The organism is Amycolatopsis sp. CA-126428, from assembly GCF_002904335.1.
Classification (GTDB): Bacteria; Actinomycetota; Actinomycetes; order Mycobacteriales; family Pseudonocardiaceae; genus Amycolatopsis.
In genome coordinates this window covers 78985-105175 of the sequence record NZ_PPHF01000098.1, presented here as the reverse complement: position 1 = coordinate 105175, position 26191 = coordinate 78985, and the positions used below count along the sequence as shown (strand labels likewise).

The 26191-nt window shown below is 71.7% G+C and carries 24 protein-coding genes; 12 read left to right on the top strand and 12 right to left on the bottom strand.

Translation table 11 applies throughout. From position 1 onward, the window contains the following. The first annotated feature begins 492 nt into the window (after positions 1 to 492). Positions 493 to 1902 carry a replicative DNA helicase gene (dnaB, locus tag C2L58_RS26115; RefSeq protein WP_103340387.1) on the top strand — a complete coding sequence of 470 codons (1410 nt, stop codon included), beginning with the start codon at positions 493 to 495 and terminating at the stop codon, positions 1900 to 1902. Here the strand turns inward: dnaB and C2L58_RS26110 are convergent. Continuing rightward, positions 1899 to 2351 (bottom strand): MarR family winged helix-turn-helix transcriptional regulator, encoded by a 453-nt coding sequence (locus C2L58_RS26110; RefSeq protein ID WP_103340293.1) that lies wholly within the window; start codon positions 2349 to 2351, stop codon positions 1899 to 1901. The two genes, dnaB and C2L58_RS26110, sit on opposite strands and share 4 nt — an antisense overlap. A gap of 66 nt (positions 2352 to 2417) precedes the next feature. On the opposite strand from C2L58_RS26110, the gene C2L58_RS26105 reads away from it, so the two are divergent. Together C2L58_RS26105 and C2L58_RS26100 are read left to right on the top strand one after the other, a co-directional pair. Continuing rightward, positions 2418 to 2810: a MarR family winged helix-turn-helix transcriptional regulator gene (locus tag C2L58_RS26105; protein ID WP_103340291.1), complete on the top strand. Its 393-nt coding sequence runs from the start codon at positions 2418 to 2420 to the stop codon at positions 2808 to 2810. Positions 2811 to 2877: 67 nt separating this feature from the next. Then, a complete protein-coding gene (locus C2L58_RS26100; RefSeq protein ID WP_103340290.1) occupies positions 2878 to 3648 on the top strand; it encodes a dioxygenase family protein in 771 nt (256 codons plus the stop codon). A 234-nt stretch (positions 3649 to 3882) separates the two neighbouring features. On the opposite strand, the gene C2L58_RS26095 is transcribed toward C2L58_RS26100, so the two are convergent. Then, complete coding sequence (locus C2L58_RS26095; RefSeq protein ID WP_233225940.1) at positions 3883 to 7377, bottom strand: beta strand repeat-containing protein; 3495 nt, start codon at positions 7375 to 7377, stop codon at positions 3883 to 3885. Between the two features lie 206 nt (positions 7378 to 7583). Further along, a complete protein-coding gene (locus tag C2L58_RS26090; RefSeq protein ID WP_103340288.1) occupies positions 7584 to 8582 on the bottom strand; it encodes a hypothetical protein in 999 nt (332 codons plus the stop codon). 225 nt (positions 8583 to 8807) lie between these two features. Between C2L58_RS26090 and C2L58_RS26085 the strand changes: the two genes are divergently transcribed. Genes C2L58_RS26085 through C2L58_RS26075 form a run of 3 tightly spaced genes read left to right on the top strand, consistent with a single transcriptional unit; the run spans position 8808 to position 11847 of the window. Continuing rightward, positions 8808 to 10049: an AI-2E family transporter gene (locus C2L58_RS26085; RefSeq protein WP_103340287.1), complete on the top strand. Its 1242-nt coding sequence runs from the start codon at positions 8808 to 8810 to the stop codon at positions 10047 to 10049. Between the two features lie 11 nt (positions 10050 to 10060). Further along, the gene (gene macS, locus C2L58_RS26080) at positions 10061 to 11182 is read left to right on the top strand and encodes a MacS family sensor histidine kinase (protein ID WP_199191441.1); all 1122 of its coding nucleotides are present in this window, start codon (positions 10061 to 10063) and stop codon (positions 11180 to 11182) included. Next, entirely contained in the window at positions 11179 to 11847 is a 669-nt protein-coding gene (locus tag C2L58_RS26075) for a response regulator transcription factor (protein ID WP_103340284.1), read from the top strand. The genes macS and C2L58_RS26075 overlap by 4 nt, the downstream gene beginning before the upstream one ends. Here C2L58_RS26075 and C2L58_RS26070 read toward each other — a convergent pair whose 3' ends face one another. Further along, positions 11848 to 12885: a hypothetical protein gene (locus C2L58_RS26070; protein WP_233225939.1), complete on the bottom strand. Its 1038-nt coding sequence runs from the start codon at positions 12883 to 12885 to the stop codon at positions 11848 to 11850. Between the two features lie 87 nt (positions 12886 to 12972). On the opposite strand from C2L58_RS26070, the gene C2L58_RS26065 reads away from it, so the two are divergent. Beyond that, entirely contained in the window at positions 12973 to 13635 is a 663-nt protein-coding gene (locus C2L58_RS26065) for a DUF1707 SHOCT-like domain-containing protein (protein ID WP_199191440.1), read from the top strand. 71 nt (positions 13636 to 13706) lie between these two features. On the opposite strand, the gene C2L58_RS26060 is transcribed toward C2L58_RS26065, so the two are convergent. The 8 genes from C2L58_RS26060 to C2L58_RS26025 all read right to left on the bottom strand — a co-directional run bounded on the left by C2L58_RS26060 (position 13707) and on the right by C2L58_RS26025 (position 22399). Further along, entirely contained in the window at positions 13707 to 15155 is a 1449-nt protein-coding gene (locus C2L58_RS26060; protein WP_103340282.1) for an MFS transporter, read from the bottom strand. A 437-nt stretch (positions 15156 to 15592) separates the two neighbouring features. Next, positions 15593 to 17359 carry a phosphoenolpyruvate--protein phosphotransferase gene (ptsP, locus tag C2L58_RS26055; RefSeq protein WP_233225938.1) on the bottom strand — a complete coding sequence of 589 codons (1767 nt, stop codon included), beginning with the start codon at positions 17357 to 17359 and terminating at the stop codon, positions 15593 to 15595. Continuing rightward, positions 17352 to 18089: a hypothetical protein gene (locus tag C2L58_RS26050; RefSeq protein ID WP_103340280.1), complete on the bottom strand. Its 738-nt coding sequence runs from the start codon at positions 18087 to 18089 to the stop codon at positions 17352 to 17354. Before C2L58_RS26050 ends, ptsP begins: the two co-directional genes overlap by 8 nt. A 28-nt stretch (positions 18090 to 18117) precedes the next feature. Then, the gene (locus C2L58_RS26045; protein WP_103340277.1) at positions 18118 to 18987 is read right to left on the bottom strand and encodes a ribokinase; all 870 of its coding nucleotides are present in this window, start codon (positions 18985 to 18987) and stop codon (positions 18118 to 18120) included. A 300-nt stretch (positions 18988 to 19287) separates the two neighbouring features. Further along, on the bottom strand, positions 19288 to 20211 hold the full coding sequence (locus tag C2L58_RS26040; protein WP_233225937.1) for a hypothetical protein: 924 nt from the start codon (positions 20209 to 20211) through the stop codon (positions 19288 to 19290). A gap of 164 nt (positions 20212 to 20375) precedes the next feature. Continuing rightward, positions 20376 to 21533, bottom strand: a complete 1158-nt coding sequence (locus tag C2L58_RS26035; RefSeq protein WP_103340273.1) for a WXG100 family type VII secretion target — start codon at positions 21531 to 21533, stop codon at positions 20376 to 20378. 3 nt (positions 21534 to 21536) lie between these two features. Beyond that, entirely contained in the window at positions 21537 to 21851 is a 315-nt protein-coding gene (locus C2L58_RS26030; RefSeq protein WP_103340271.1) for a hypothetical protein, read from the bottom strand. Between the two features lie 23 nt (positions 21852 to 21874). After that, positions 21875 to 22399: a YbaB/EbfC family nucleoid-associated protein gene (locus tag C2L58_RS26025; RefSeq protein ID WP_103340269.1), complete on the bottom strand. Its 525-nt coding sequence runs from the start codon at positions 22397 to 22399 to the stop codon at positions 21875 to 21877. A 150-nt stretch (positions 22400 to 22549) separates the two neighbouring features. Here C2L58_RS26025 and C2L58_RS26020 point away from each other — a divergent pair, with 150 nt between their 5' ends. From C2L58_RS26020 to C2L58_RS26000, 5 genes are read left to right on the top strand one after another with little or no spacing between them, the layout of a single operon-like run. Continuing rightward, positions 22550 to 22930 (top strand): hypothetical protein, encoded by a 381-nt coding sequence (locus C2L58_RS26020; RefSeq protein WP_103340268.1) that lies wholly within the window; start codon positions 22550 to 22552, stop codon positions 22928 to 22930. A 60-nt stretch (positions 22931 to 22990) separates the two neighbouring features. Further along, on the top strand, positions 22991 to 24388 hold the full coding sequence (locus C2L58_RS26015) for a hypothetical protein (protein WP_103340267.1): 1398 nt from the start codon (positions 22991 to 22993) through the stop codon (positions 24386 to 24388). Next, positions 24385 to 25128 (top strand): ESX secretion-associated protein EspG, encoded by a 744-nt coding sequence (locus C2L58_RS26010; RefSeq protein WP_103340265.1) that lies wholly within the window; start codon positions 24385 to 24387, stop codon positions 25126 to 25128. The genes C2L58_RS26015 and C2L58_RS26010 overlap by 4 nt, the downstream gene beginning before the upstream one ends. Next, positions 25125 to 25526: a hypothetical protein gene (locus C2L58_RS26005; RefSeq protein ID WP_103340263.1), complete on the top strand. Its 402-nt coding sequence runs from the start codon at positions 25125 to 25127 to the stop codon at positions 25524 to 25526. The genes C2L58_RS26010 and C2L58_RS26005 overlap by 4 nt, the downstream gene beginning before the upstream one ends. Further along, on the top strand, positions 25523 to 26134 hold the full coding sequence (locus tag C2L58_RS26000) for a DUF3558 domain-containing protein (protein WP_233225936.1): 612 nt from the start codon (positions 25523 to 25525) through the stop codon (positions 26132 to 26134). Before C2L58_RS26005 ends, C2L58_RS26000 begins: the two co-directional genes overlap by 4 nt. The last annotated feature ends 57 nt before the right edge of the window (positions 26135 to 26191 follow it).

Below are 26191 nucleotides of genomic sequence, written 5' to 3'. Positions count from 1 at the left end.
GGCCACCGGGTGACGCGTCTACCCTCCGTGATATTCATCCACAGGCCGTGTGGGTCAATGGGCTCGAACTGGTCCACGACACGCCGAAGGACGGACTTCGCGCGACACGCCGGACGAGTTTTTCGCAAGTTCTCCACACCTTGTTCACAGCCTCTGACCTGCGGATTCCGCAAAGCCGATCACGCTTGTCCCCAACTTGTCCACAGCTCTGGCGGCACCTGTGATTGGTTACCCCCATTCATCCCCAGGTTGTCCACAGAAGGGTCCCCACCCTGAATTGCCATCGGCCGTCCGGGGGATCTAGCGTGCCCGCTCGGGCCTGTACTCACGGTGGCGCTCCGCGTGTCTGCGGCAGCCGGCCGGCGTTGTCGCCGATCATCGGGGGGCGAGGTCCGGGGTGGCCGGACGCACGAGCGCCGGCCACGTGCTTCGAGAGCAAAGATCCGGCATACTCGAACGAGTGTTCGACACGATGAGGAGGTGTCCGGGGCGGTGGCGCTGACCGACGACCGCAGTCCGATGTACGCGGAGTCCGACCCGGGCCCGAGCGATCCCGGCCCCGGCGGTGGCGCGTTCGACCGCCAGCCGCCGCAGGACATCGCGGCCGAGCAGTCCGTGCTCGGCGGCATGCTGCTGTCCAAGGACGCGGTCGCCGACGTCATCGAGGCGCTCGGCCCCGACGACTTCTACAAGCCCGCGCACCAGGCGATCTACGACTGCATCCTCGACCTCTACGGCCGTGGTGAGCCCGCCGACCCGATCACCATCTCGGCGGAGCTGGAGCGGCGCGGGGAGCTGGGCCGCGTCGGCGGCGCGCCCTACCTGCACACGCTGATCGCGACGGTGCCGACGGCGGCGAACGCCGGCTACTACGCGGAGATCGTCTCGGAGAAGGCGGTGCTGCGCCGCCTGGTCGAGGCGGGCACCCGGATCGTGCAGTACGGCTACGGCGCGGCCGCGGCCGACGGCGCGAACATCGACGAGGTGGTCGACCGCGCGCAGGCCGCGATCTACGACGTCACCGAGCGGCGGACCAGCGAGGACTACGTCGCGCTGGAAGAGCTGCTGCAGCCGACGATGGACGAGATCGACGCGATCGCCTCGCGCGGTGGCCAGTCGCAGGGCATCCCGACCGGCTTCACCGACTTCGACGAGCTGACCAACGGGCTGCACCCGGGCCAGATGATCATCGTGGCCGCCCGGCCCGGTGTCGGCAAGTCGACACTGGGCCTGGACTTCGCGCGCTCGGCGTCGATCCGCCACGGCCTGACCAGCGTCATCTTCTCGCTGGAAATGAGCCGGACCGAGATCGTCATGCGCATGCTTTCGGCCGAGGCCAAGATCCGCCTCGCCGACATGCGCGGCGGCAAGATGTCCGACGACGACTGGACGCGGCTGGCCCGCCGGATGAGCGAGGTGTCCGAGGCGCCGCTGTTCGTCGACGACTCGCCGAACATGACGATGATGGAGATCCGCGCGAAGGCGCGCCGGTTGAAGCAGCGCAACGACCTGAAGCTCGTCGTCCTCGACTACCTCCAGCTGATGACGTCCGGCAAGCGCGTCGAGTCGCGGCAGCAGGAAGTCTCGGAGTTCTCCCGGCAGATGAAGCTGCTGGCCAAGGAGATCGAGGTCCCGGTGATCGCGATCAGCCAGCTGAACCGTGGTCCGGAGCAGCGCACGGACAAGCGCCCGATGCTGTCCGACCTGCGTGAGTCCGGCTCACTGGAGCAGGACGCCGACCTCGTCATCCTGGTCAACCGCCCGGACGCCTGGGAGCGGGACGACCCGCGCGCGGGCGAGGCGGACCTGATCATCGCGAAGCACCGCGCCGGCCCGACGGCGACGATCACCGTCGCGCACCAGCTGCACTACAGCCGCTTCGTCGACCTCTCGCACGACTAGCCGAGGGCGCCGTACCCGCGGACGAACGCCGTGAGGAGCCGGCCGAACGTCTCGCGGTCTTCGTCCGGCCAGTCCGCCATGACCTCCGCGAACACCCCGCGGCGGAAGGCGTGCAGCTCGTCGAGGTGCGCCTGGCCGGCTTCGGTCGGCACGAGCACCGCACGTCGTCCGTCGCGCTGATCGGCTTCGCGGCGAAGCAGCCCTTGCTCGACAGCGCGCGCCACGAGCCTGCTGGCGCGCGGCTGGTCGACGCCCATCGCCGCGCTCAAGGCCGTCACCGTACTGGGCTCGCCGCGTTCGGCGAGCTCTTCGACGACGTCGAGCAGCTCGAACACCGGGTCGTGCGCGCCGCGGCCCCTCGCCTTGCCGATCCGGCTGAGGGCTCGCCGCTGCTGGCTGCGGCGGATCGCGATCATGGCGCGCTCGACGTCGGCCACGCCGTCCGGCATGGTTGCCCCCTCTCCGAACTACATGTACTTTTACATGCAGTTGTTCACCGACATATCGGAGTCCTCATGAAACCCCTCGGCTGGTGGCTTCGCCACCTCCACGAGCTTCTCGAATCCTCCATGGCCCGGACCCTCGACGCGGAGTCACTGACTCGCCGGCACTGGCAGGTACTCAACACGATCGCCCTCGGCGCCCGCACGCCGGAGCAGGTCGACACGGCGATGGCGCCGTTCGTCACCGGCGAGGGCTCGATGGCCCCGAAGGTGGCCGACCTGCGGGCCCGCGGCTGGGTCGGCCAGGACGACACCTTGACCGCCGACGGCCGCGAAGCCCACACCCGCGTCGAAGAGCGCATCAAGGAGTTCCGCGCGAAAGCCGTCGAGGGCATCAGCGACGACGACTACCGCACCACGCTGCGCACACTGGAGCGGTGCGCCGCGAACCTCGGCGCCGCCTGAGGAATATCCCGGGCCGCGGCAGCGTCGGATACTCTAGTAGTTGAACTTTCAAGCACTGGAGCGCTCGATGACCCGCACCCCGGTTCTCTACCTCAGCCACGGCGCCCCGCCGCTCGCCGACGACACGACGTGGACCCGCCAGCTCGCCGGCTGGTCCGCCGACCTCCCGAAGCCCCGCGCGATCCTGGTCGTGTCGGCGCACTGGGAGGAAGCACCGCTGACCATCGGGGCGACGACGACCGTGCCGCTCGTGTACGACTTCTGGGGCTTCCCCGAGCGCTACTACCAGGTGAAGTACGCGGCTCCCGGCGCGCCGGAGCTGGCGGCGAAGGTCCGGAAGCTGCTTCGCTCGACTGAGACGCCGGTGCACGACGCCCCGGAGCGCGGCCTCGACCACGGCGCCTACGTGCCGCTGGTGGAGATGTACCAGGACGCCGACATCCCGGTGCTGCAGGTCTCGATGCCTTCGCTCGACCCGCGGGAGCTGTTCGACGTCGGCCGCAAGCTCGCGCCGTTGCGCGACGAAGGCGTGCTGATCATCGGCAGCGGCTTCTTCACCCACAACCTGAGCGGCATGGCCCGCGCCACCGATGGGACGCCGCCGGCGTGGTCGGCCGAGTTCGACCACTGGGGTGCCGAGGTCCTGCGCAGCGGCGACGTCGACACCCTGCTGGACTTCCGCCACAAGGCGCCGGCGGCGACGCTCGCGCACCCGCGGATCGAGCACTTCGCGCCGCTGTTCGTCTCCCTCGGCGCCACCTCGGACGAGGGTTCCGGCCGCACGGTGATCGACGGCTTCTGGCACGGCCTGGCGAAGCGTTCCCTCCAGTTCTCCTGACCTGTCCGCGAGACGCGAACGAGCCCCAGGAGCCGGACCGGCTCCTGGGGCTCGTCGTCTCCAGGGAAGGAGTGCCATTCGGTGTTCGCGGGTGGTCCCGCAGCCGCGGTCACGTCGCCGGAGCGCTCCGTGCGAGGTCGCCCTCGCGGCGCGGTGGAGCGCCTGCCGCCGTGACAGCGGGGTTCGTGGGCCGGCGGGTTCCCCGGTTCCGGAGAACCCGCCGGCGTCACCGCACTACTTGCGCTTCACCAGACCCAGCAGCTTCGCGAGGAAGCCGGTCGAGTCCAGACCCGACATCGCCGGAACCTGCGGGGTGCTGTCCAGCACCGGCAGCTTCGCGTTCACCGGCAGGGCCGGGACGGCCGGCAGCGCGGTCGGCAGCGCCGTCGGCAGGGCGACGGGCAGGGCCGGGGCCGCGACGGGCAGGCCGGTGGCCGGCACGTCCGCACGCTGGGTGCCGTGGCTCCCGAGGGTGCCCAGCGACGCCAGGCCGTTCACCGGCAGCGCCGGGACCGAGGGCAGGGCCGGCTTCGGCAGCGCCGGAACGCCGCCCAGGGCCGGCAGCGCCACGGGCAGGCCGGCAGCCGGCACGTCCGCACGCTCGGTGCCGTGGCCCCCGAGGGAACCCAGCGACGACAGGCCGTTCACCGGCAGCGCCGGCGCGGTGGGCAGCGCCGGAGCCGGCAGGTGCGCCAGCCCCGAGGCACCCGACAGCGGGCTGGTCACCGACGGCACGTCGGCGCGCTTGACAGCCAGCGGAGCCGCGACCGGCAGCGCGGGCAGGCCCTGGGTGGGCAGCTTGGCGGCCGGCAGGTTGCTCGCGAGCCCGGCCACCGCCGGCAGCACCTCGGTGGGCAGCTCGGCGTTCCGCAGGTTGCCGACGAGCCCAGCCACCGCGGGCACACCCTGAGCAGGCAGCTTGGCGGCCGGCAGGTTGCCGACGAGCCCGGCCACCGCGGGCAGCGCCCGCATGGGCAGGCCCTGGGTGGGCAGGCCCTGGGTGGACAGGTTGCTGGTCTGCACCGCGCTGGTCAGCCCGTTCAGCGACGGAAGCCCGCCGACCAGACCGGCGACCGGCAGCTTGCCCGACAGCCCGTCCAGCGACGGCAGGCCGCCCTGGGTGGGCAGGCCGCCCCGGGTGGGCAGGCCACTGCGGAGCGCGGCCAGCGACGGCAGCTCGTCCACCGCCAGCTCCGAGCCCTCGTGCGGGAAGGCGATGGGGTCCACGGCCTCGTCGTCGATGCTCGTCGCGTCCGTCGCGTAGGCGGTGGCCACCCCAAGCAGCTCGAGGGGCACGCCGAAGATCTGCACCGGGAGCGCGAACGCGTGGTACGCGTTGATGCCCGACAGGCTGGACTGGTCGCCCGCGGTGAGCGCCTTACCGCCGTTCTCCGTGGTCAGCGTGTTCTCGCCGAGGGCGTTCGCCACGCCGCCCACGGTCACCGCGTCGCCGAACAGCTGCGCGATCGCGGTCACCGGCAGGTCGAGGATGTTGCCGGAGATCGCGCCTTCGACACCGGAGGTGGTGTCGTCGCCCGAGTTCTCGACCTCGGTCATGTTGATGCCGGCGCCCTTGGCGACACCCGCCACGCTGGCGGCGTCACCGAAGACCTGCGCCACCGCCAGCGGGTCCACGCCGACGATGTTGCCGGCCACGCTACCGCGGTTGCCGCTGGTGGTGGCGTCGCCGCCCGCCTCCGACGCGACGTCGTTGGTGCCCTTGCCGGTGCCGAGCGCGGCCGCGGCGATCCCGTCGCCGAAGACCGAGCCGGCGCCCGCGATGGGGGCCTTCACGATGTTGCCGGTCAGTGCACCGTCGCGGCCGTTGGTCAGGGCGTCGCCGCCCGCCTTCGCGTCGGTGATGTTGTCGTTCTCACCGGTGCCGATGCCGGCGAGCGCGCCACCGACGCCCATCGCCTGCACGGGCAGCGCGACCGGAGCCTCGATGATGTTGCCCGCGGCGGCGCCGACCGGGCCGGCCGCCTTGAGGTCGCCGCCCGCGATGGACGTCGTGTCGGTCGAGCCCTTGCCGTGGCCCTGGCCGATCAAGGCGCCACCGATGTTGGCGGCCTGCACCGGGGTCGACAGCGGGACCGCGCCCAGGTTCGAGCTCAGGAAGCCGTTGTCGTCGTGGGTGTTGCCACCGCCGCCGCCGTGGAGGACCTTGGTCTCGTCGGCCGCGCCGGAGCCCTGGCCGATGAACGAACCACCGATGCCGAAGACCTCGGCGGGCAGGGCGACCGGCACCTGGACGAGGTTGCCCGAGCCGGACGAGTCGTTGCCGAGCGTGCCGTCGTACCCGCCGGCGGTGACCTTCTTGTCCTCGGTCGCCGTGCCGGTCGCGTTGCCGATGTGGCTGCCGCCGATGCCGAAGACCTCGGGCGCGCCCGCGGCGTGGGAGTTGACGGTGTTGCCACCGAGGAAGGCGCCGTTGCCCCGGGTGTAGCTGCCGTCGCCCGCGTTGGCGTCGGTCGTGTTGTCGTGCGCGGCGTTCGCCTGGCCGATGTAGGTGCCACCGATGCCGAACGCCTCGACCGGCAGCGCGAGCGCCGGGTTCAGGACGTTGCCCGATCCGCTCGAGTTGTCACCGGCGGTCGTGACCAGGCCACCCGAGTCGACAGTGCTGGAGGAGCTGCCGGTTTCGGGGAGGCCCGCCGAGGCGTTGCCGATCCACGAGCCCGCGACACCCGCGACGTTCGCGATCGGGGACAGCGCGGCCGCTCCGGCGTTGCCGGAGAGGAACGAGTCGTTGCCGCTGGTCGCCAGGTAGGTCGGGGAGCCGCCACGGACCGTGCGGATGGCCCCCGCCAAGGCGTCGGCGGAGGTGTTGCAGCCGTCGGAGTCCGACAGCGAGCCCCACACCGCGCCGGAGTTGCAGTTGAACTTGACCGGCAGGGCGATCGGCGCACCGACCACGTTGCCCGACCCGGAGGCCCGGTCGCCGGAGCTCAGCAGCGAGCCGCCGGAGGCGGCGACGGTGTCGGCGGAGTAGCCGTGGCTCTGCCCGTTGCCGAGCAGGTAGGACGCGGCGTTGCCGGTCACCTGCACCGGGGTGGCGAACTGGCCGCCCACCACGTTGCCGGAGAGCGAGGAGCCGTCGCCGTTGGTGGCGACGTCCCCGGTCTCGGCGGTGCTCTGGCTGGCCGACCCGCCGATCACGCGGCCGGTGCCGCCGGCGACGCCGCCGCCGTTCCCGGCGATCTGGACGGGGAGCGCCCAGTCGAGGACGACGGCGTTGCCCGCGAGGCTGGAGTCCCGGCCCGTCGTCTTGACGTCCTGGTCGTGCGACCAGGTCTGCGAGTGGTCGGTGCCCGCGACGTTCGCGTCGCCGATCACGCCGATCGCGTTGTCGACGATCTGGATCGGGACGACGAGGTCGCCGGTGACCTTGTTGCCCTTGAGGTTCCGGTGGCTCGGGGTGAACTTGCCGACCAGCGTGCTGTCGCTGATCGGGCTGGCCTGGTCGAACTGCTTCGCGGCCTCGTTCGCGGCCTTGGTGGCCGGCTTGGTGCTCAGCTCCGTCTGCCCGGCGGGCAGGTCCAGCTGGCCGAACGGGACGCCGACCGCGTTGTTGGCTTCCTGGATCGGAACCGTGACGTTCAGGTCGAGCGGGGAGGCAGGGGTGTCAGGGTTGACGTTCTCGTCAGCCGAGGCGATGCCGGTGCCCAGCATCAGCAACCCACCCGTGACAAATGCGGTCTGGAGTCCGCGCTTTGCCCACGTCTGCATGGGGTTTTTCTCCTTTATTTCGGGTTCCCTTGCGGGTTCATGGGTGTGCGCTCGTCGAAAAGGGGAATGGCGTCCGAGCGCACCGAGGGGATGGCACTTGGTGCGGGCGCGAGAGAGCGCACCGCCGTGTCACGGGGATGGAGCGGACGCGAAGCCGTCAGCGAAGGACGGACGTGGACGCGTCAGCGGCCCGTGAAGGGAGGTGTTCAGTCAGGAGTGACGCCGGGCTGTTCGCCCGGGGTGCGCAGCGAGTGGCGCAGGCCGGCGCGGCTCATCGCCGCGACGGCGGTGTCGACGGCATCGGTCGTCCAGAAGGGGACGCCGAAGTTGAAGCCGTCGAGGTGTCCACCGGGGGCCGTGGTGCCACCCGGGGCGGTGGGGACGGCCGGCGCGATCGGAAGCTGCGCCGGAGTCAGCGGCGACGGCAGGTCACGGTGCCCGTTGCGGGCGTGGCCCGCGGCATCGGTGCTGTCGTCGTACTGCCAGCCCACCGGCATCGCGAGCGCGGCTCGCTGCGCGGCGGGAAGTTCGACGGTCGAGACGGCGGGGGTGCCCGCCGCCTGGCCGGCGCCGGAGGTCACCGGCTGCTGCTCGACCGGGGCGAGGCCCGGGAGGACGGGAAGCGGGACCAGGCCGCCGTGCTGGGCCGGGTCGAGCAGCTGCCACACGTGGCGGCCGAAGTCGGTGGCCGGCTCGGGGGCGATGGTCTGCTCGATGACCTGGCGGGTGTCTTCCGGCTTGCGCGCGATGTGCTCGAACGCGCCGAGGGTGCGCTGGGCCGGGCTCAGCACCGCGTCGTCGGCGAGGTCCGTGACGGAGTTGCCGACGTGCTCGGAGACCTCGTGCTGCAGGGTGGCGGCGTCGGTGCGGCCGCACGGGCGCGGGGCCTGCGGCTCGCTCCACGTCGTCGCGTCCTGGTGGCAGACCGCGTCGGCGACCTCGCCGGCGACGTCACCCGCGAAGTGCCCGGCACCGCGGTTCGCGTCGCCGAGCCCGGCCGCCGTGGCGTCGGTGACCGGCGTGACGGAGGCGGTGCCGACCTCGACGGTGGGGCCGGCCGCGGTGTCCGCGGAAGCGGTGGCGCCGGAGACGAGCCACGCGGCGGCGGTGCCCGCCACCGCGCCGCCGAGCACGAGCAGCGCACGCGACACGAGACGGCCGGCGCGCTTGGCGCCCTGCCCCTCGTTCGTCGCGGTGTTCGCCACTCGTCGTCTCCTCGTACCTAGTTCGTGATCAGGTCGTTGCGGAAGCGACCTAATCAAATCGGCACCGCGCCGCGCACCCTTGACGCGACTTGATGCCCCCATCGTGTGAAAGACACACGGTGTAGCCCGGTTTGACGGTCGGTGATCATGCCTGGCCGCCCGGTGTGTCGGACGCGGCCGTCGGAAAGCGGCCGAATCGGGCGGTCCAGCCGCTACGGTGAGCCGGTGACCCACGCGCGACGCGAAGACCCGTTCCTGCCGGAGCACGAGGACGTCACCGGCCTCGTCCCCCGGGGCCTACGCATAAGTGCCGCACTCGCGTGGCGGTTGATCGTAGTGGCCGCGGCCCTGTACGCCGTGGTCTGGCTGATCGGCTACCTCTCGGTGGTCGTCATCCCGCTGTCCATCGCCCTGCTGGTGTCCGCGCTGCTCGCGCCGGCGGTGCAGAAGCTGGTGGCGGTGAAGTTCCCGCGGGGGCTGGCGACGGCCATCGTGCTGATCGCCGGTCTGGCCGTGCTGGGCGGGCTGCTGACGTTCGTCGTCACACAGTTCTCCTCCGGCCTGCCGCAGCTGCAGCAGCAGGTGAACGCGAGCCTCGACCAGATCAAGAACTGGCTGCTCAACGGGCCGCCGCACCTGCGCCAGGAGCAGATCCAGGACTTCATCAACCAGGCGATCGGGTTCATCCAGAACAACCAGGCGTCGATCACGACGACCGCGCTGACCACGGCGAGCACCGTCGGCGAGATCCTCACCGGCTTCCTGCTGACGCTGTTCATCACGATCTTCTTCCTCAGCGGCGGGGACGGCATCTGGTCGTTCCTGGTCCGCGCCGTGCCGCAGCGGGTCCGCAACCGGGTCGACGTCGCCGGGCGCCGCGGCTTCGCGTCGCTGGTCAGCTACGTGCGGGCGACGGCCGCGGTCGCCGTGGTCGACGCCGTCGGCATCGGGGTCGGCCTGTGGATCATGCGCGTCCCGCTGGTGATCCCGCTGGCGACGCTGGTGTTCATCGGCGCGTTCATCCCCATCATCGGCGCGGTCATCACCGGTGGCGTCGCCGTGCTGATCGCGCTGGTGACCAACGGGTTCATCGGCGCGGTGATCGTGCTGGCCATCGTGATCGGCGTGATGCAGCTGGAAAGCCACATCCTGCAGCCGCTGCTGCTCGGGCGGGCGGTGAAGCTGCACCCGCTCGCCGTCGTCCTGGCCATCACCGCCGGCCTGGTCGCCGGCGGGATCGCCGGCGCGCTGCTGGCCGTGCCGCTGCTGGCCGTGCTGAACGCCGGGGTGCGCTCGCTGCTGCACGAGACCAACCCGGACCCGGCCGAGGTGAACGTCCTCAAGGACCAGGCCGCGCAGCCGAACGACGCCGAGCCCGGGTCTTCGAAGGCCGAAATCGCGACGGTCGGCGAAGCCGAAGCCGACTCCTCCACGGCGAAGCCGCCGACGCGCAGCAAGAAGCCGTGACCGTCCGGCGGATGCCCGACCCGGTCACGCCCATGTGGCGGGGCGTGCTCGCCTTCCGCTTCCTCACCTGGGCGTTCGCCTGCGGCACGGTGATCGTCCAAAGTGGTCAGTACCAGCGCGAGTGGCTGGCGTGGACGATCCTCGGCGTGATGGCCGTGTGGTCGGTCGTCAGCAGCTTCTTCTACCTGCGCGAGCGAACGCGGCCGCCGGCGCTGGTCGTCTTCGACCTCGTGCTGTCCACCGGGTTGCTGCTGACCTCGCCGTGGGTGCTCAGCGACGCGCAGTTCGCGCTCGACGTCCCGCTCATCACCACGGTCTGGGCGGCCGTGCCGCCGGTCGCCGCGGGCGCGCGGTTCGGCGCGGCCGGCGGGGTGCTCGCCGGGCTGGTCGTCGGCGTGGCGACCGGGCTGGCGCGGGAGAAGTTCGACCTCGACGTCGCCCGCGACGGCGTCCTGCTCGCCGCCGCCGGCCTGCTCGTCGGCATGGCCTCGACGATGGCCCGCCGGTCGGCGGCGAGGCTGGAGCAGGCGCTGCGGAAGGAAGCGGCGACGGCCGAGCGGGAGCGGCTGGCGCGGTCGATCCACGACAGCGTGCTGCAGGTGCTCGCGCGGGTCCGCAAGCGCGGCAACGAGGTCGGCGGTGAGGCGGCGGAGCTGGCCCGGCTGGCCGGCGAGCAGGAGATCGCCCTGCGGTCGCTGGTGACCACCGAGCCGGCGGCGCCGAACGACAGCGGCCAGATGAGCCTGCGCGCCGCGTTGCAGGTGCTCGCGACACCGTCGGTGCAGGTCTCGGCCCCGGCGGACGACGTCGAGCTGCCGGCGCACGTCACCGGCGAACTGCTCGCCGTGACCCGGGAAGCGCTGGCGAACGTCGAGAAGCACGCGGGCCCGGACGCGCACGCGTGGGTGCTGCTGGAGGACCTCGGCGACGAGGTCGTGGTGAGCATCCGCGACGACGGACCGGGCATACCGGACGGCGTTCTCGAGCAAGCCGCCGCGGCCGGGCACCTCGGCGTGGTGGAATCCATCCGGGGGCGGGTCCGCGACCTCGGCGGGAGCGCGACCCTCGACACCGGCCCCGGCCGGGGCACGGAGTGGGAGGTCAGGGTGCCGAGCACGAGGGGTGCGAGATGAGCGACGAACCGCGGATTTCCGTGATGGTGGTCGACGACCACCCGATCTGGCGGGACGGGGTGGCCCGCGACCTGACCGAACACGGCTTCGACGTGCGGGCGACCGCGCCGGACGCCGAGGCGGCGCTGCGGATCGCCCGGACCGTGCTGCCGGACGTCGTCCTCATGGACCTGAACTTGGGCAGCACTTCGGGGGTGGACGCGACACGCGAGATCACGTCGGCGCTGCCGTCGACGAAGGTGCTGGTGCTCTCGGCGAGCGGCGAGCACAAGGACGTCCTGGAGGCGGTGAAGGCCGGCGCGTCCGGCTACCTGGTCAAGTCGGCGTCCGCGGTGGAGCTGGTCGACGCCGTCCACCGCACCGCCGCCGGCGACCCGGTGTTCACCGCGGGCCTGGCCGGCCTGGTGCTCGGCGAGTACCGGCGGATGGCCGACGCGTCGATCGCGGACGCCGCGAGTGCCGAGCCGCCCCGGCTGACCGAGCGCGAAACCGACGTCCTGCGCCTGGTCGCGAAGGGGCTGACCGCGCGGCAGATCGCCGAACGGCTCGTGCTGTCGCACCGCACGGTGGAGAACCACGTGCAGTCGACGCTGCGGAAGCTCCAGCTGCACAACCGCGTCGAGCTGGCCCGGTACGCGATCGAGCACGGCCTCGACGAGGAGTAGCTACGGCAAGACGGCGAAGCCGGACCAGGTGCTCGTCGGCAGCGCGGCCTTGCCGAGGCGCCACTGGGGCTCGCCCGGGTGCCAGGCGGCGAGGACGCCGTCGGCCAGCACGAGGTCGCCGGCGTCGGACCAGCCGAACCCGCCGCCGCGCTTGAGGTGCTCGGTGATGAACGGCATGGCCGCGACGTGCTCCCAGTTCGGCGTGTCCGGGTGCAGCAGCCAGAGGTCGCGGGTCTGCGTGCTGGTGCTGCGGTAGGCGGGGTCGGCGAAGTCGACGGCCCAGACGCCCCCGTCCCGGGACGGGACGACGGTGGGCGTCCGCGCGATCACCGGCCGGCTGAGCTGCTGGTGGCGGTTGTTCCGCAGGTCGACGAGGGTGAGCTCGGTCAGGCCGTCGAGGAGCATCCAATCGCCCGCGACGCCGAGGATGCGCGGCGCCTGCTGGATCGTGCGGCCGGTGTCGGGGTCGATCAGGGCGTCCGTCGACGAGGTGTTGCCGGAGTCGATGGTGATCAGCAGGCCGTGCGGCGTCCCGGCGCGGACCTCGGTGTGGCAGCTGGCGGGCTGGCCTGGGCCGAGCTCGCCGCCGGAGAGCGAGACGCGCTGCAGCCGGCACGCGTCGGGCGCGTCCGGCCGGATGACCCACACGCTCTCGCCGTCGACGGCGGGCGCCACCGACCAGGCGTGGCCGAGCGAGCGCGGCGGACTCGCGGGGCCGGTGTAGACGAAGGCCTCGAGCGGGTCGGTCGTGCCGGTCGGGTAAGCGATCAGGACAGCGGACTTCCCGACCCGCAGGACGCTCATCCCGACGTCGCCGCCGGGATAACCCGGCGGGGTGGCGACGGATCCGCGGTCGGCGTCGAACAGGGTCGGGCCGGTGGTGGGGAGCAGAGCGGTGACGCCGATGCCGCCGGTCGCCGGCCCGCCGGCGAGCCCCTCGGGCAGGGTCGGCGGGGCGGTCGGCGTCGTGCTCGGGGCCGGCGGGGGTGGCGGTGCCGGCCCATCGGCGGTGCACCCGGACAGCAGGATCAGCGCCACGCCGAGCGCGGCGGCTGCGCGGACTACGGGTCCGTTCAGGGTTTTCCCCCGATCTCCCTGGAGAAATCCGGTTCTACCATCGTGGACATGGGTGAGGAAGAGACCACGGCGACGGAACCGGTGACCGAGACCAAGCCGTTGAGCGAGCGCGATCTCCGGGTGTCCGACGACGAGCGTGAGCACGTCGTCGGCGTGCTGCAGAAGGCGATCGGCCGCGGCATGCTCGACCTCGACGAGTTCACCGAGCGCACCGACCGCGCGCTGGCGTCGAGGACGCGCGGCGAGCTGAACGCCGTGCTGGCCGACCTGGCGGGCCTCTACCACCCGGCCGCGGCCCTCACCGCCGCGCCGTCGTACGCGCCTCCGGTGGGCTACGGCGGCTACTCGACCGGACAGCGCTTCGAGCTGAACGCGAAGTATTCGTCGCTGCACCGCGGCGGGCCGTGGGTGGTGCCGTCCGAGCTGGTCGTGCGCAACAAGTACGGCTCGACGAAGCTCGACTTCACCGAGGCCCAGGTGCAGTCGCCGGTGGTGCACATCGAGCTGGACGCCAAGTGGGGCTCGGTCGAGATCATCATCCCGGAGCACGCGGCGGTGGACCTGAACTCGATCAGCGACGTCAAGTTCGGCGCGATGGAGGACAAGACGCGCAGCAACGGCCGGATGGGCAACCCCCGGTACGTGCTGAGCGGCCGCGTGCACGGCGGATCGCTGGTCATCCGGCACCCGCGGCGCGGCCTCTTCGGCTAGCCGGGGCCCCTCTGCCCCCGGCGTCAAGAAGGCCTCCCCACCCAGGCATCGGGTGGGGAGGCCTTCGCTCGTCAGGCGCCCAGCGGCCGGATCGACCGCAGGTGCCGGGCGACGAACCAGACGAGGACGGCGAAGGCGACGGTGGCCAGCCCGGCGGCGACGTGCAGCCCGGCGGGGAGGCCGTAGGAGCGGGCGACGGCGTTGCCGAGCGTGCCGACGGTGGCGAGGCCGAAGGAGTAGCCGAACTCGTTGACGGTCTGGGCCAGCGAAGCGGCGGCGCCCGCCTTCCGCACCGGAACCGAGCCGACGACGAGGTCGGTGCCCAGCGCGACCATCGGCCCGACACCCAGCGACGTCACGGCGAACCCGAGGGCCGGCCACACCGGCCCGGCCGCGGGCTCGACGAGGGCGAGGATCGCCATGCCGGCCGCGGCGAGCGCCACGCCGCCGGCGATCAGCGCACCGGGCCGCACCCGGCGGGCGAGGACCGGAGCGGCGAGGAAGCTGACGGTCGAGCCGGCCATCCCGGGCAGCAGCCCCAGCGCGGCCCCGACCGGCGACAGGTGCTGCGCGAGCTGGAAGAACTGCGCGACGAACAGCATGGTGGTGCCGCCGAGCATGCTGAACAGCAGCATCCCGCCGAGGGTGGTGCGGAACGCCTTCGCGGCGAACAGGCTGAAGTCGATGAGCGGGTCGGCGAGACCGCGCTGCCGCTTCACGAAGACGTACCCGATGACCAGGCCGGCCCCGAGCGCGAGCACGGCGGCGAGGTGGACACCATCCCGCGCGAGTTCCTTGACGCCGTAGACGACGGGCAGGATCGCGGCGAGGGAGAGGGCGACGCTCGCCAGGTCGAGGCGGCCGGCGGTCTCGTCCCGGTACTCCGGCAGCAGCTTCGGGCCGATGACGAGCAGGAGGACCATGGCGGGGACACCGAGCAGGAACACCGAGCCCCACCAGAAGTGTTCGAGCATGAAGCCGCCGACCATCGGCCCGACGATCGCGCCGACGGTGAAGCAGCCGGCCCAGATCCCGATGGCTTCGGCCCGCTGCCGCGGGTTTTCGAACAGGGTGCCGATGAGCGAGAGGGTCGAGGGACCGAGCGTGGCCCCGGCGATCCCGAGCGCCGCCCGAGCGGCGATGAGCATCCCGGCACTGGTGGAGAAGGCGGCGAGAACGGAGGCACCCCCGAAGGCGGCGGCCCCGATGAGCAGCAGCTTCCGGCGGCCGATGCGGTCGCCGAGGGTCCCCATGGTGACCATGAACCCGGCGACCATGAAGCCGTACGTGTCCATGATCCAGAGCTGTTCGGTGCCGTCGGCGTGCAGGCTGACGGCGAGTTTCGGCAGGGCGAGCACGAGGACGAAGACATCGAGCGAGACGAGCAGGGTGGGCAGCGCCAGCACGGCCAGCCCAACCCACTCCCGACGCCCAGCCCGGACGGCTCGCACCGGCCCGGTTTCGGCCGCGGCGGCTTCGGCCGGGGGGGCTCCGGCCGGGCCGGAGATGGTGGCGGTCATGGTGAGGTCCTCTCGACTCGGGTGCTTCGCTTCTCACCCCTGCGTCGAGCGGCCACGGGCGGGATCGACAACGGCCCGGAATCTTTTCGAATCGAACGCACCGAAGGCCGTCCCGGAGATCGCGGGACGGCCTTCGTGAAAGTCGAGGCGGGTTGTCCACACCCCTCGATCATTGTGGACAACCACGCTGTTCCAGGTTCGCACAGATCAGCACTGTCGGTGATGACCGATAGACTGAAAGTGGGGGGCGCCCCCCGCGGCGGAGGCATGATTCGCGCTGGAGCGAAACGACCGAGCCGGGTGAGATGACAAGCCCGGGCGATCAGGCAAAGGGACTAGCGCCGAGCAAGCCACAGCGACCCGAGCGCGGGCCAGCCAGTCCTGCCGAACCAATCGGCGCCGGCCGAGGCTCGACCCGGGCCTTCAGTCGTCGTTCCTCAGGGGCGCGCCGCCGCTCGGGCCGATGTCGGGTCCGATGTGGCCAGGGTTGCTTCCGCCAAGGCTTCGCACTCCGCGAGGGTCGTCGCCGCCAGGCTGGCTCCCACCGCGCGGACGGCCGGGGCGTTCATCGACAGGCTCGTCAGGCCCAAGCCCGCCAAGACCAGGGCCAGGCGCGGGTCGGCCGCCGCTTCGCCGCAGACGCCGGCCGGCTTGCCCGTGGCCTTGGCCGCGTCGCCGATCAGCTTCAGCAGGCGCAAGAGGGCCGGCTGCCACGGGTCGTTGAGCTTGGCCACCGCGCCCAGCTGGCGGTCCGCCGCGAACGTGTACTGGGCCAGGTCGTTCGTGCCCACCGAGACGAAGTCCACCGCCTCCAGGATCTCGCGGGCGCTCAGTGCCGCCGCCGGGATCTCGATCATCACGCCCGCCCGGGCGATGCCCGCGGCCCTCACCCGCGACGCGAACCAGGCCGCTTCCTCGACCGTGGCCACCATCGGGGCCATCACCGAGACCTCGGCACCGGAATCCCCGGCCGCGCCCGCGATGGCCTCGAGCTGGCGGTCCAGCACCTCGGGGCGGTCGAACGCCACGCGCAGGCCGCGGACGCCGAGCGCCGGGTTCGGCTCGGCTTCCGGGGACAGGAACGCCAGAGGCTTGTCGGCGCCCGCGTCGAGCGTCCGGACGATCACCGGCTTGCCGCGGAACGGCGAGAGCACCGCCGTGTACGCCGCGCGCTGGTCGGCGACCGAGGGCTCGTCCGAGGCGTCCAGGTAGCAGAATTCCGTGCGGAACAGGCCGACCCCTTCGGCGCCCGCGTCGGCCGCGGCCTGGGCGTCGGCCGGGGAGCCGACGTTGCCGTAGACCTTCACGCGGTGACCGTCGGCCGTCGCGCCCGTGCCGTTCCACTCGGCGAGCTGGGCCACCGTCGCCGCGACGACCGGGGCCGACGGGTCGGCGACCTCGACGGTGCCCGTGTCGCCGTCGACCGCAAGCGCTTGCGCGTCCAGTGCGAGCAGCCCGCGCACCGCGACGACGGCCGGGATGCCCAGCGCCCGCGCGAGGATCGCGGTGTGGCTGGTGGGGCCGCCCTCTTCGGTGACCAGGGCGAGCACCTTCGCCGGGTCGAGGCCGGCGGTGTCGGCCGGCGCGAGGTCGCGGGCGACCAGGACGCTCGGCGACGCCAGCTCGGGCACCCCCGGCGGCGCGATGCCGAGCAGTTCGGCGATCAGCCGGTCGCGCACGTCGCGCACGTCCCGGACGCGCTCCGCCATGTACCCGCCGGCCGCGGCCAGCGCTTCGGCGAAGCCTTCGGCGGCCTGGTGGACGGCGCGCGCGGCGGGCAGGCCCTGCGTCTTGACCAGCGTTTCGGCCTGGGCCGTGAGCGCCGGGTCGGCCGCCATGGCCGCGGTGGTGATGAGGATCGTCGCGGCCTCGCCGGTGGCGGTCTCGGCCTGCTTCTCAAGCCGGCCGGCGACGGTCGCGGCCGCGGGCGCGATCCGGGCGGCCTCGGCGGCCGGGTCGGCCGGGGCGGGGGTTGCGGCGGGCTCACCGAGCGGCTCCGCAACGCGGACGACGGGACCACTCGCGCGGCCGGGGCTGACGGCGACCCCGCTCAGGGACCCCTCCGACGCACGCTTTCCCGCGGAGGCGGCATCGGGCTCGGCCGACGCACTCCTCCCCGCGGAGGCGGCATCGGGCTCGGCCGACGCACTCCTCCCCGCGGAGGCGGCATCGGACTCAGCGGAGGCGGCATCAAACTCAGGCATGGTCTAGACCATAACTCAGGTACGCCTGGATATCTCGTGGTGGCGGGCACAAACCGCGGTGCCGTACCTGGTCGAGCACCGGCCGGACCTCTTCGCGCCACCAGGAGTCGGCCAATTCGTCGCGGCTGTGGACGGGCCGTCCGGCCAGCATACGGCGGAAACCCCAGGCCTCGGCCGAGTCGGCGAGCCGGAACCAGTCGGCCGGGTCGTCGAGCCACAGCCCAAGGCGGACGTCGTCCGGCAGCGGCACGCGCTCGAGGAACATGCGCTCGGCGGTCTTCGACGGCAGGTCGGCGAGCGTCAGGCAGCGCAGCGCGCACGCGACCGTGCTGATCCAGCGGACCCGCGCGCGGATGGTCCGGACGCCGCGCGCCCGGGCGATGCCGACGCGGTGGTGGCCGTCCTCGACGAAGAACATGTCGGAAAGCCGCACGAGCCGCACCGGCGGCAGGTCCGCCGACGTCCGCGTCAACTGCTCCCAGCGGTCGCGCAGCGCGCGGTTGCGGGGGCGGAACTCGCGGTCGAAGTCGCCGGCGCGGGCGACCGTGCCGACGACCCCCTCCAGTGGCACGTCGTAGACGCCTTCGTCGAGCTCGGTCTGCTTGCCGAGCGCCTTGAGGGTTTCGTCGAGCGGCATGATCGCGAGCCGGTCGGGACGGCGTGCGTCCGCGATCGCCCGCAGCTGAGCCGCGTAGCCGCGCCACCAGGCCGAGTCGAACGAGTCGCCCATGTGACCTGCAACACCGCAACGCGGGTGATCATTCCCCCAGGTCGGCGGCGGTGGGGTAGGACGGCTGCGCGCCGTGCCGCGTCACGCTGAACGCCGCGACACGCACGGCTCGCTTCGCCGCGGAGACCAGGTCGGCTCCGTCGGCGAGCGACGCGGCGAGCGCGCCGGCGAACGCGTCCCCGGCTCCCGTGGTGTCCACGGCCTCGACCTTCGGCGACTCCACCCGGCTCACCGACCCGGCTTCGACGACGACCGCGCCGGCCGCGCCGAGCGTGACGACGGCCGCCCGCGGCCCGAGGTCGAGCAGCTTCCGGAGGTCCGCGCCGGGTCCGGTGAGCCAAGCGGCCTCGTGCTCGTTGACCAGCAGGACGTCGAGCCTGGCCAGGGTCTCCGGGGAGAGCTTCGCCGCCGGTGACAGGTTCAGCAGCACCCGCACACCCCTTTCGGCGGCCCGCGCGACGGCGTGCTCGACGGCCGGCAGCGGCACCTCCAGCGAGAGGACCACGACCTCCACCCCGTCGAAGACGGCGTCGACGTCGGCGGGCTCCAGGCTGGAGTTGGCGCCGGGGGAGACGAGGATCGAGTTCTCGCCATCCGGGGTGACGGTGATGTAGGCGATGCCGGTCGGCCGGTCGCTGGTGCGCACGAGCCCGGTGTCGACGCCGGCGGCGCGGAGCGAATCGAGCAGCAGCCTGCCGTAGGGATCGTCGCCGACGGCGCCGAGCAGCGCGACGTCCGCTCCGAGCCGGCCCGCCGCGACCGCCGTGTTGGCGCCCTTCCCGCCCGGCGAGAGCACGGTGTCGCCGCCCAGCACCGTCTCCCCACCGCCCGGCCGCCGATCCACCGCGACGACGAGGTCGGCATTGGCGGATCCCACAACGAGGACGTCGGAGTTCATACCCGCACTGTGCCAGAAACCGGCCCGGACCAGGTCAGCACCGGCAAGCAAGGAGAAAGTGAAGGTTTTTGTAACTTATCCGGGGCTGAGTGCGACAATCATGCGAGCAGCGGAAGGCCGTCACTCGATCGGGGGATGTCCGTCCCCCGGCCGTCACTTGGTGGCTCCGGTCCCGCTCTCCTGGTGCGTCATCGCGGAGACGTGATGACGTTGCCCCAACCGGCGCGAGCCGGGCAGGGCATCGGGTCGCCGGCGCCGATCACGTAGCCCCCCGAGTGATCGGCGTCGGCGGCGCCCCCGTCACCCCTGGCCGAGCGCCAAGGGCACGCCCGCCGGCAAGACGCTGCGGATGTGCGTTTCGAATTGCTTCACCGCCGTCGCGCTCAAGGTGCGTGGCAGCCGGTACCAGCCGTCGCCCAGCCGCAGGTGGTCGAGGTCCGGGCGGTCGAGCGGGAAGTCGACGGCGGCGGGCCGGAATTCGAGAAGCCCGGACGGCAGCCTCAGCTCCGCGATCTCCGGCCAGGACACCGTGAACTTCCGGTAGTACGTCGTCCACCGGAGGCCGGCGGCCGAAAGCTCCAGGAGGACCCGCGACTTCCGGGAACGGCTCTGTTGTTCGAGGACCGTCCACCAGGACACGCCTGCGAAGACGGCGATGAACACGACGAGGCACGCGGTGCGGATCCCGTGCCGCGGGCCGAACTCGATCACCGCGCCGAGCCCCACCTCGATCATGAGGGCGAAGAACCGCACCCAGCGGAGCAGCACCCGGTTCCAGCCGTTGACGTGGATCGTGACGGAACCGGACGGCTCGACCGGCGGCGGCACCCACTCCGGCACCGCCGTCCGCACCGGCGGCGGTGGCGCGGGAACCGGGGTGTCGGGGACCCGTTCGGGCGTGACGCCGACGTACTTCGCCAGCAGCTCTCGCACGCGCGGGACCTCGGTCTCGCCCAGCCCGAGCCCGGCCACCAGGAAATCACCGCCGCCGATGCGGACGAGGCTCCGGCTACGGCTTTCGAACCGGTCGTCCGCCGGGGTGAGCACGACCTGGTGACCGGTGTCTTTCCGGGTGCTGTCGACGACCGAAGCCGCCCGGAGTTCGTCCCACCGCAGCGCCCACGCGAGGCCGCCGATCACCCGGGAGATCCCGGCGGGCTCGATGACGAGCTCGTTCCGGACCGGCTTCTTCAGCGATCGCCAGACCAGGTTCAGCCCCAGCAATCCGAAGCTTCCGCCAAACACCCACCCAGCCAGGCGAGGGCTCTGCTGTGTGGCCGCCAACGCCATCCAGAAGAATCCACCGGCCACGCACAGGAGCACGCCGGCCTGGATCCAATGCGGCCCATCCGTCTGCGAAACGACGAGTCGATCACCCTGCGGCCCGGTCACTCGATCGACCCCGAAATCCGCTGCGTGCCCGGCTGTTCGAAGACCGGCGGCTGAACGGTGGTTTCCTTGTCCGGGGCATCGTCGTCGTCCCCGCCCGTCCAGTCGTCGAGCCCCTCGGCCTTCTTCTTCCGGGACTCCTTGCGCCATTCCTTCTTGGCGTCGTCCCAGATCTCCTTGCCGAAGTTCTCCCCGAACTTCTCGCCGAACTCCTTCCGGACGTCGCCGCGGAACTCCTTGCCGACGTTCTCGAGGTTCTCCCCGAGTGGCTTGTCCGCCGAGACGACCTCCTTCCACCGCTTCCGATCAGGCCGTTCGTCCTTGACCTCTTCGAGGAACGTCCTTGTGTCACGCGGTTCGTCCTTGATCAGCTTGCCGACCTTCTTGAGCGGGCCGGGCAGGCTTTCCGCGCCGCGTTTCAGGGCGCCCTTGACCCGCCGGAAGATGTCACCGATGCGGTGGAACAGCTCCTGCGCCTTCTTGAAGGCCTTCAGCAGCTTCTTGATCCACTCCATGCACTTGCTGCCGGTCTTGACCGCTTCCGCGGTGCCCTCGGTGGCCATGCCCACCGGCAGGGCCGGGCCGACGTACCGGCAGGCGATGCTGATGAGCTTGCCGACGCATTCGGAAATCAGGTCGCGCACGATCGAGCGCACCACGCTCAAGATCGTTTTGCAGATGTCGACCAGCTTCGCGATCGCGTTGGCCCCGGTCGCGACACCCGCATACGTCGCTGCGCGATCTTCGGCGAAGGCGCGGTAGGCGTCGGCCGAGGCGCCTTCCCAGGCAGCGCTGTCCTTCTTGACCGTGTCTTGGAGGCCGGTGCTGATCTTCTCCAGTTCCTTGCCGACGTTCTCCCAGGTCCCGACCATGTTTTCGAGGGCCGTCTGGTCGCCGGTGAGCCAGTCGAGAGGTTCTCGCAGCCAAGGGAAGAACTCCATCGCCCACCCGACCCCGGCAGCGGCGACTGTGCCGAACGGGTCCGCGACGAGTTCCGCGAGATCGCCGGCACCGAACGCGGCGTTCACCAGGCCTTCGGTCCAATTGCCGTCGGCGACGGCGGTGCCCGCGTCCCAGAAGTCCTGGAAGAGGCCGGCGCCTTCGAATGCGCTGCGGTCGTCCGCCGCGTCCGTCTTGATCAACGGGTTTTCGGCCACCGCTCAGTCCTCCACCTTGAAGAGGTCCTTGAACTCCGTCTCGTCGGCTTCCTTCAGCTGCTGCCACAGCTGGATGCGGGTCGAATGGTCGTAGGACGACGTCGATGCCGATTCGATCGCGATCTCCGCCGCCTGCTGGGCGAGGGCGCAGATCGCCGCGAGCGGGATGCCGAGCAGACCGAACGCTTCGGGGTGCTCGGTCGCGCGGGCGGCTTCCTTGCACTTGTCGATCCGGTCGGTGATCGCCTCGATGTGGTCGCGGTGTTCCCGCAGCTCCTGCGGGTCGACCGCGAAGCCCGGGCCGCCTGGTCCGGCCATGGTTCCCCTCCCTCGCCCGCGCTTCAGCGCAGGTAGTCGCCGTCGCTGAAGTAGTCGTCGTCGCGGCCGTCTTCGGACGGCGGGCGCGGCGCGCGCGGCGGTTCCGGCGGTTTCGGCGCCGCGGGCGGCTGCCGCTCCTCTTCCGGCACGAACCGGTCACCCTCGCTGCGGGGCGCAGCCGGCGGCGGCGCAAACCCCTCCGGTTCGGGCGCCGGGAACGCCCGCTCGAGCCGGCTGACCAGCTGGTGCATCACTTCGGGCCCGACCGGATCGGTGACCCCGGCCCGCATCGCCCCGGCGAGCTTGCTCTGGGCGGACTTGACGGTGCGGAGGATCTCCTCGGCGAGGTCCGGTCTGTCCCGCACGCTCAGGCCGATCTCCAGGCCGACGAGGTTGCCGGCGTGGTCGACCTTCACCCCGATCTGGCCGTCTTTGCTGCGCTCGGAAACCGAGACCGCTTCGATCTCGCCGACCATCCGATCGGCTTTCCGCTGCGACTCCGCCATCCGGGCTTCGAAGCCCGCGATCAGCTGCTCAGGATTCGACACGCGAACCTCCCCTGTTCACGTCAGTAACCGTACGGCGACCGAGTGTGGCACACCGCCCCGACAGTTTCGGGGGAGTTCCGGTTTTCCCCACCTCGACCGGGTGGCAATCCCGGTGTTCGTGCTGGTCAACGGCTCGTAGCGTGGACCGCTATGAGCATCTCCGACTGGAAACGGACGATCTATGCCGCCCTCGCGCTGCCCGCCTACCTGGCCGGTCCGAAGGCCCGGAAGCACCTGGCGCGGCGGTGGCTGGACGCCGAACCGAAGAAGGGCGGCTTCCTCGCCGCCGTCGCGGCTTTCCCGGTCGCCTTGCTGGTCTGGTACCTCGTCGGCCGGATCACCACCTTCGGGTTCTTCTGGACCGAAGAAGGCGCGGCCGGGTCGTGGGGCGGCCCGTCGCTGATCGGGGCGTGGGCCGTGCACTTCTTCGGCGCGCTCGGCATGGTCGTCATCTGCATGTGGCTGCTGCGCCCGCTGACGCGGTGGCAGGTGCAAACGCCTGACCTGGCCGATTCGCCGCACAGCCGGTAACCGGTGAGGTATTGTCCGTGACGCAAGAGGGGAGATCGAACGCGAGGGGAGCGCTGTTCGGTGGGGTTGTTCGGCGACATGCTCGACGCTGCCCAGCACGTCGGGTCCGAGATCGCGCACGCCGTCGAGTCGGGCGGTGAGCGGCTCGGCAACGTCCTGACCGGCGCGGGCGTCGGCCTGCTCGCGGGCGGGCTGCCCGGCGCGGTCGCGGGGGCCTACGTCGGCTCGCAGACCGGCACCGGGGCGGCGAACCCGCAGGCTTCCGGGCTGTCACCCGGTCAGCTGGTCCAGGCCGTGCAGAACGGTCCCGGCACCCAGTCGCTGCAGGACGTGCACCAGGCCGGCGTCGACCAGTCGGCCTACCAGCGCCGGCTCGAGCAGGACACGCGAGAACTGACCGCCGGTCTCGAATCCGCGTGGACCGGCGGCGCGTCGGACGCGGCCCGCGAGCGGCTCCAGCCGTTGACGGCGTCGGCCGCCTCGGCGTCCACCACCCTGGATCGCAACTCGACGCTGGCCCAGGCGCAGATCGAGCAGTTCCACCAGCTGAAGAACACGCTGCACCCGGACGTCACCGACCAGCCGCCGACGCGCAGCGCCTGGGACGTCGCGACGCCGTGGGACACCGACACCGAAGACAAGATCAACCGGTACAACCAGAAGGCCCAGGAGAACGTCGAGCGGTACAACGCGTATTCGCAGCAGTCCAGCTCGAACACCGCGGCCCGCACGATCGACTACGGCCAGCTCGGCGCGTACAACGGCGGCGACTTCAAGGTGCAGGACCCGAAGAAGCCGATCGAGCCGCCACCGCGCAAGCCCACCCGGACCGGTGGCGACGACGACCGGTCGATCGGCACCCAGGTGCAGCCGCCGCCGGCCGTTCACCCGCCGGTCGTCCAGCCACCGCCGCCGCCGGGGCACGTCACGCCGCCAGGGCAGGTCTTGCCGCCCGGGCACGTCACGCCGCCACCGGGCTCCCACACGACCGGCGTCGACGACAGCGTTCGCGCGCAGAGTTACGTGCCGCCGTCGACGCAGTACCCGCCGGGCTACCAGCCGCCAGGAACCGGATTCGGCCCCGGATCGGGTCCCGGCGGCGGCTTCGGTCCCGGTTTCGGGCCGGGCTTCGGCCCTGGTGGCGGCGGATTCGGACCGGGCTCGTCGTCCGGCACCGGCGCGGGCAGCGGTCCCGGATCGGGTGCCCGCGGCCCGGGCTCGGCGACCGGAGCCGGCGTCCCCGGCGAAGGACGTCCGGGTGCGGCAGGCGGGATCCGCGGCGGCGCGGCGGGCAAGCCGGGCTCCCCCGGGATGGGCGGCATGGGCCAGGGCGCGAAGGGCGGCAAGGGCGAGGAGGACACCGAACACCAGCGCGCGTCGTACCTGGTAGAGGCGGATCCGGAGAGCGTCTTCGGCGGCTCCGATGAGCGGACGGTGCCCCCGGTGATCGGGCTGTGATCTTCCTGCCCAAGGCCGCCCTGCTGACCGCGTGGGAGTGGGAGCGGCACGGCACACCGCCCGCGGTCCTGGGCGCCGACAACCTCTGGCTCGGCGACGAGACCCGCAAGCGGCTCGACGAGCAGGTCCTCGACGTCCTGGCGTCACTCCGGCTCGCCGCGGGCGGCACGTTGACGCGCGAATTCCGCGACGTCCTGCGCGTCCTGGCGAAGGGCGCCCGCCAGTTCACGGCGTGGCTAGGGGACATCGAAGCGGACGAATCGGGCGCGGCGCTCGTCTCCGCGGCCGGCCCCGACGCGCTCCGGCTCATCCGGAAGGACGACACGGTCCGGATCGACGCCGTGGAACCGTCGCGGCTCGCGGAGTCGCTGATGGACGTGCTGCCGCCGGTGCCGCCCGCACGGATTTCGGCCGTGTCGATTCCCGAGGCGCGGTTCTCGGGCCGGGCGGTCGAGGACTCGTACGACCTCGACGACCCGACTGTCGACCGGGGGCAGGACCCGTTGCCCTGGGCGCGGCGGCTGATGGCGGCGCGGCGGACGGGGCTGCACCAGTGCTACGCCGTGAATCGGGGGATGCGCAGCGCGCCGATCACGGCGGTGGATGTCGCCGGGACCGGGCGGGTGCTGACGTACGTGTACCCGGCGCGGGAGCGGATGGTCAGCTTCCAGCCGGGGACCCGGGGTGCGCTGACCGATGTCCTGTACGCGACCCTGAACGGGTTAGGGGGAGGACGATGACGGGTTCGATGTTCAGCGGGATCGGCTTCTGGGCGACGGACATGCCGGGCGGTGGATCGCAGCCCGCCGGCGGGCAGGGCTTCGCGATGAGCTCCGACGAGATGCGCGCGATGCTCAAGAAAGCCGAAGACCAGCTCAATACCGTCAGCGAGCAGATCCGTCAGGCCGACATCCTGAGCCGGGCGAAGCCACCGGCGGAAGAGCCGGTCAGCCAAGCGGCGGTGAACGGCCGGAACGGCATCAACGAGGCCGGCCGCTACTACCAAGGCCATCTGCAGTACCAACTCGACTACTACACGGAGCTGACTCTCCGGATGAGGCAAGCACTCGGCATCACGGAAGCGGCAGACCAGCAGGCCGCGGATTCGACGAAGAAGATCAAGGGGTCGCTCGAATGATCCGACGGATTCTCGCCACTACGGCCGCCGCGATCACCGGAGTGGCAGTGCTGGCCTCCTGCACAGGCGACCGCCAGACACCCGGCACGGCCACCCCAGCTCCGTCGAGCAGTGCGGAACTGCCGAACAGCGGAGCACCGAAGGTGGACAACCCGTTGCCGGCGAAGGTTCTGGAGGGCAGCCCGTGCGATTCGGCCCTCACCGAGCAGCAGTTGACGGACTACCTCGGACAACCCGGCGCCGCGAAACCCAAGGACTCGGAGCTGGGGCCGATGTGCGACTGGGCCAGCACCTCGGGAAGCGGCGCCGGGATCCTGATCGCCTTCGAGACGAAAACCGGCCAAGGACTCAGCCTCACTTACAAGGTCGAAAAGCCGAAGGCCAGCCGCTGGGTCGACGACCTGGCGCCGGTCCAGGGCTATCCGGCCGTCGGTTACGTCGACGTGGGCGCCAGCGGTCAACGCAGCTGTGTGATCGTCGTGGGTGTCGCGGACGACTTGGCCTATTCGGTCTCTTTGGTCCTGGGCAGCGACTCGGGCAAGGACGCCTGCCAGCTCGGGCGCGGGGTCGCCGACACGGTGCTGACCAACCTCAAGGCGCGGGCCTGAGCTGCACCTTTTCGTTACGGCAGACCTCGCGTTAATGCAAAATCTGTCGTACCAACC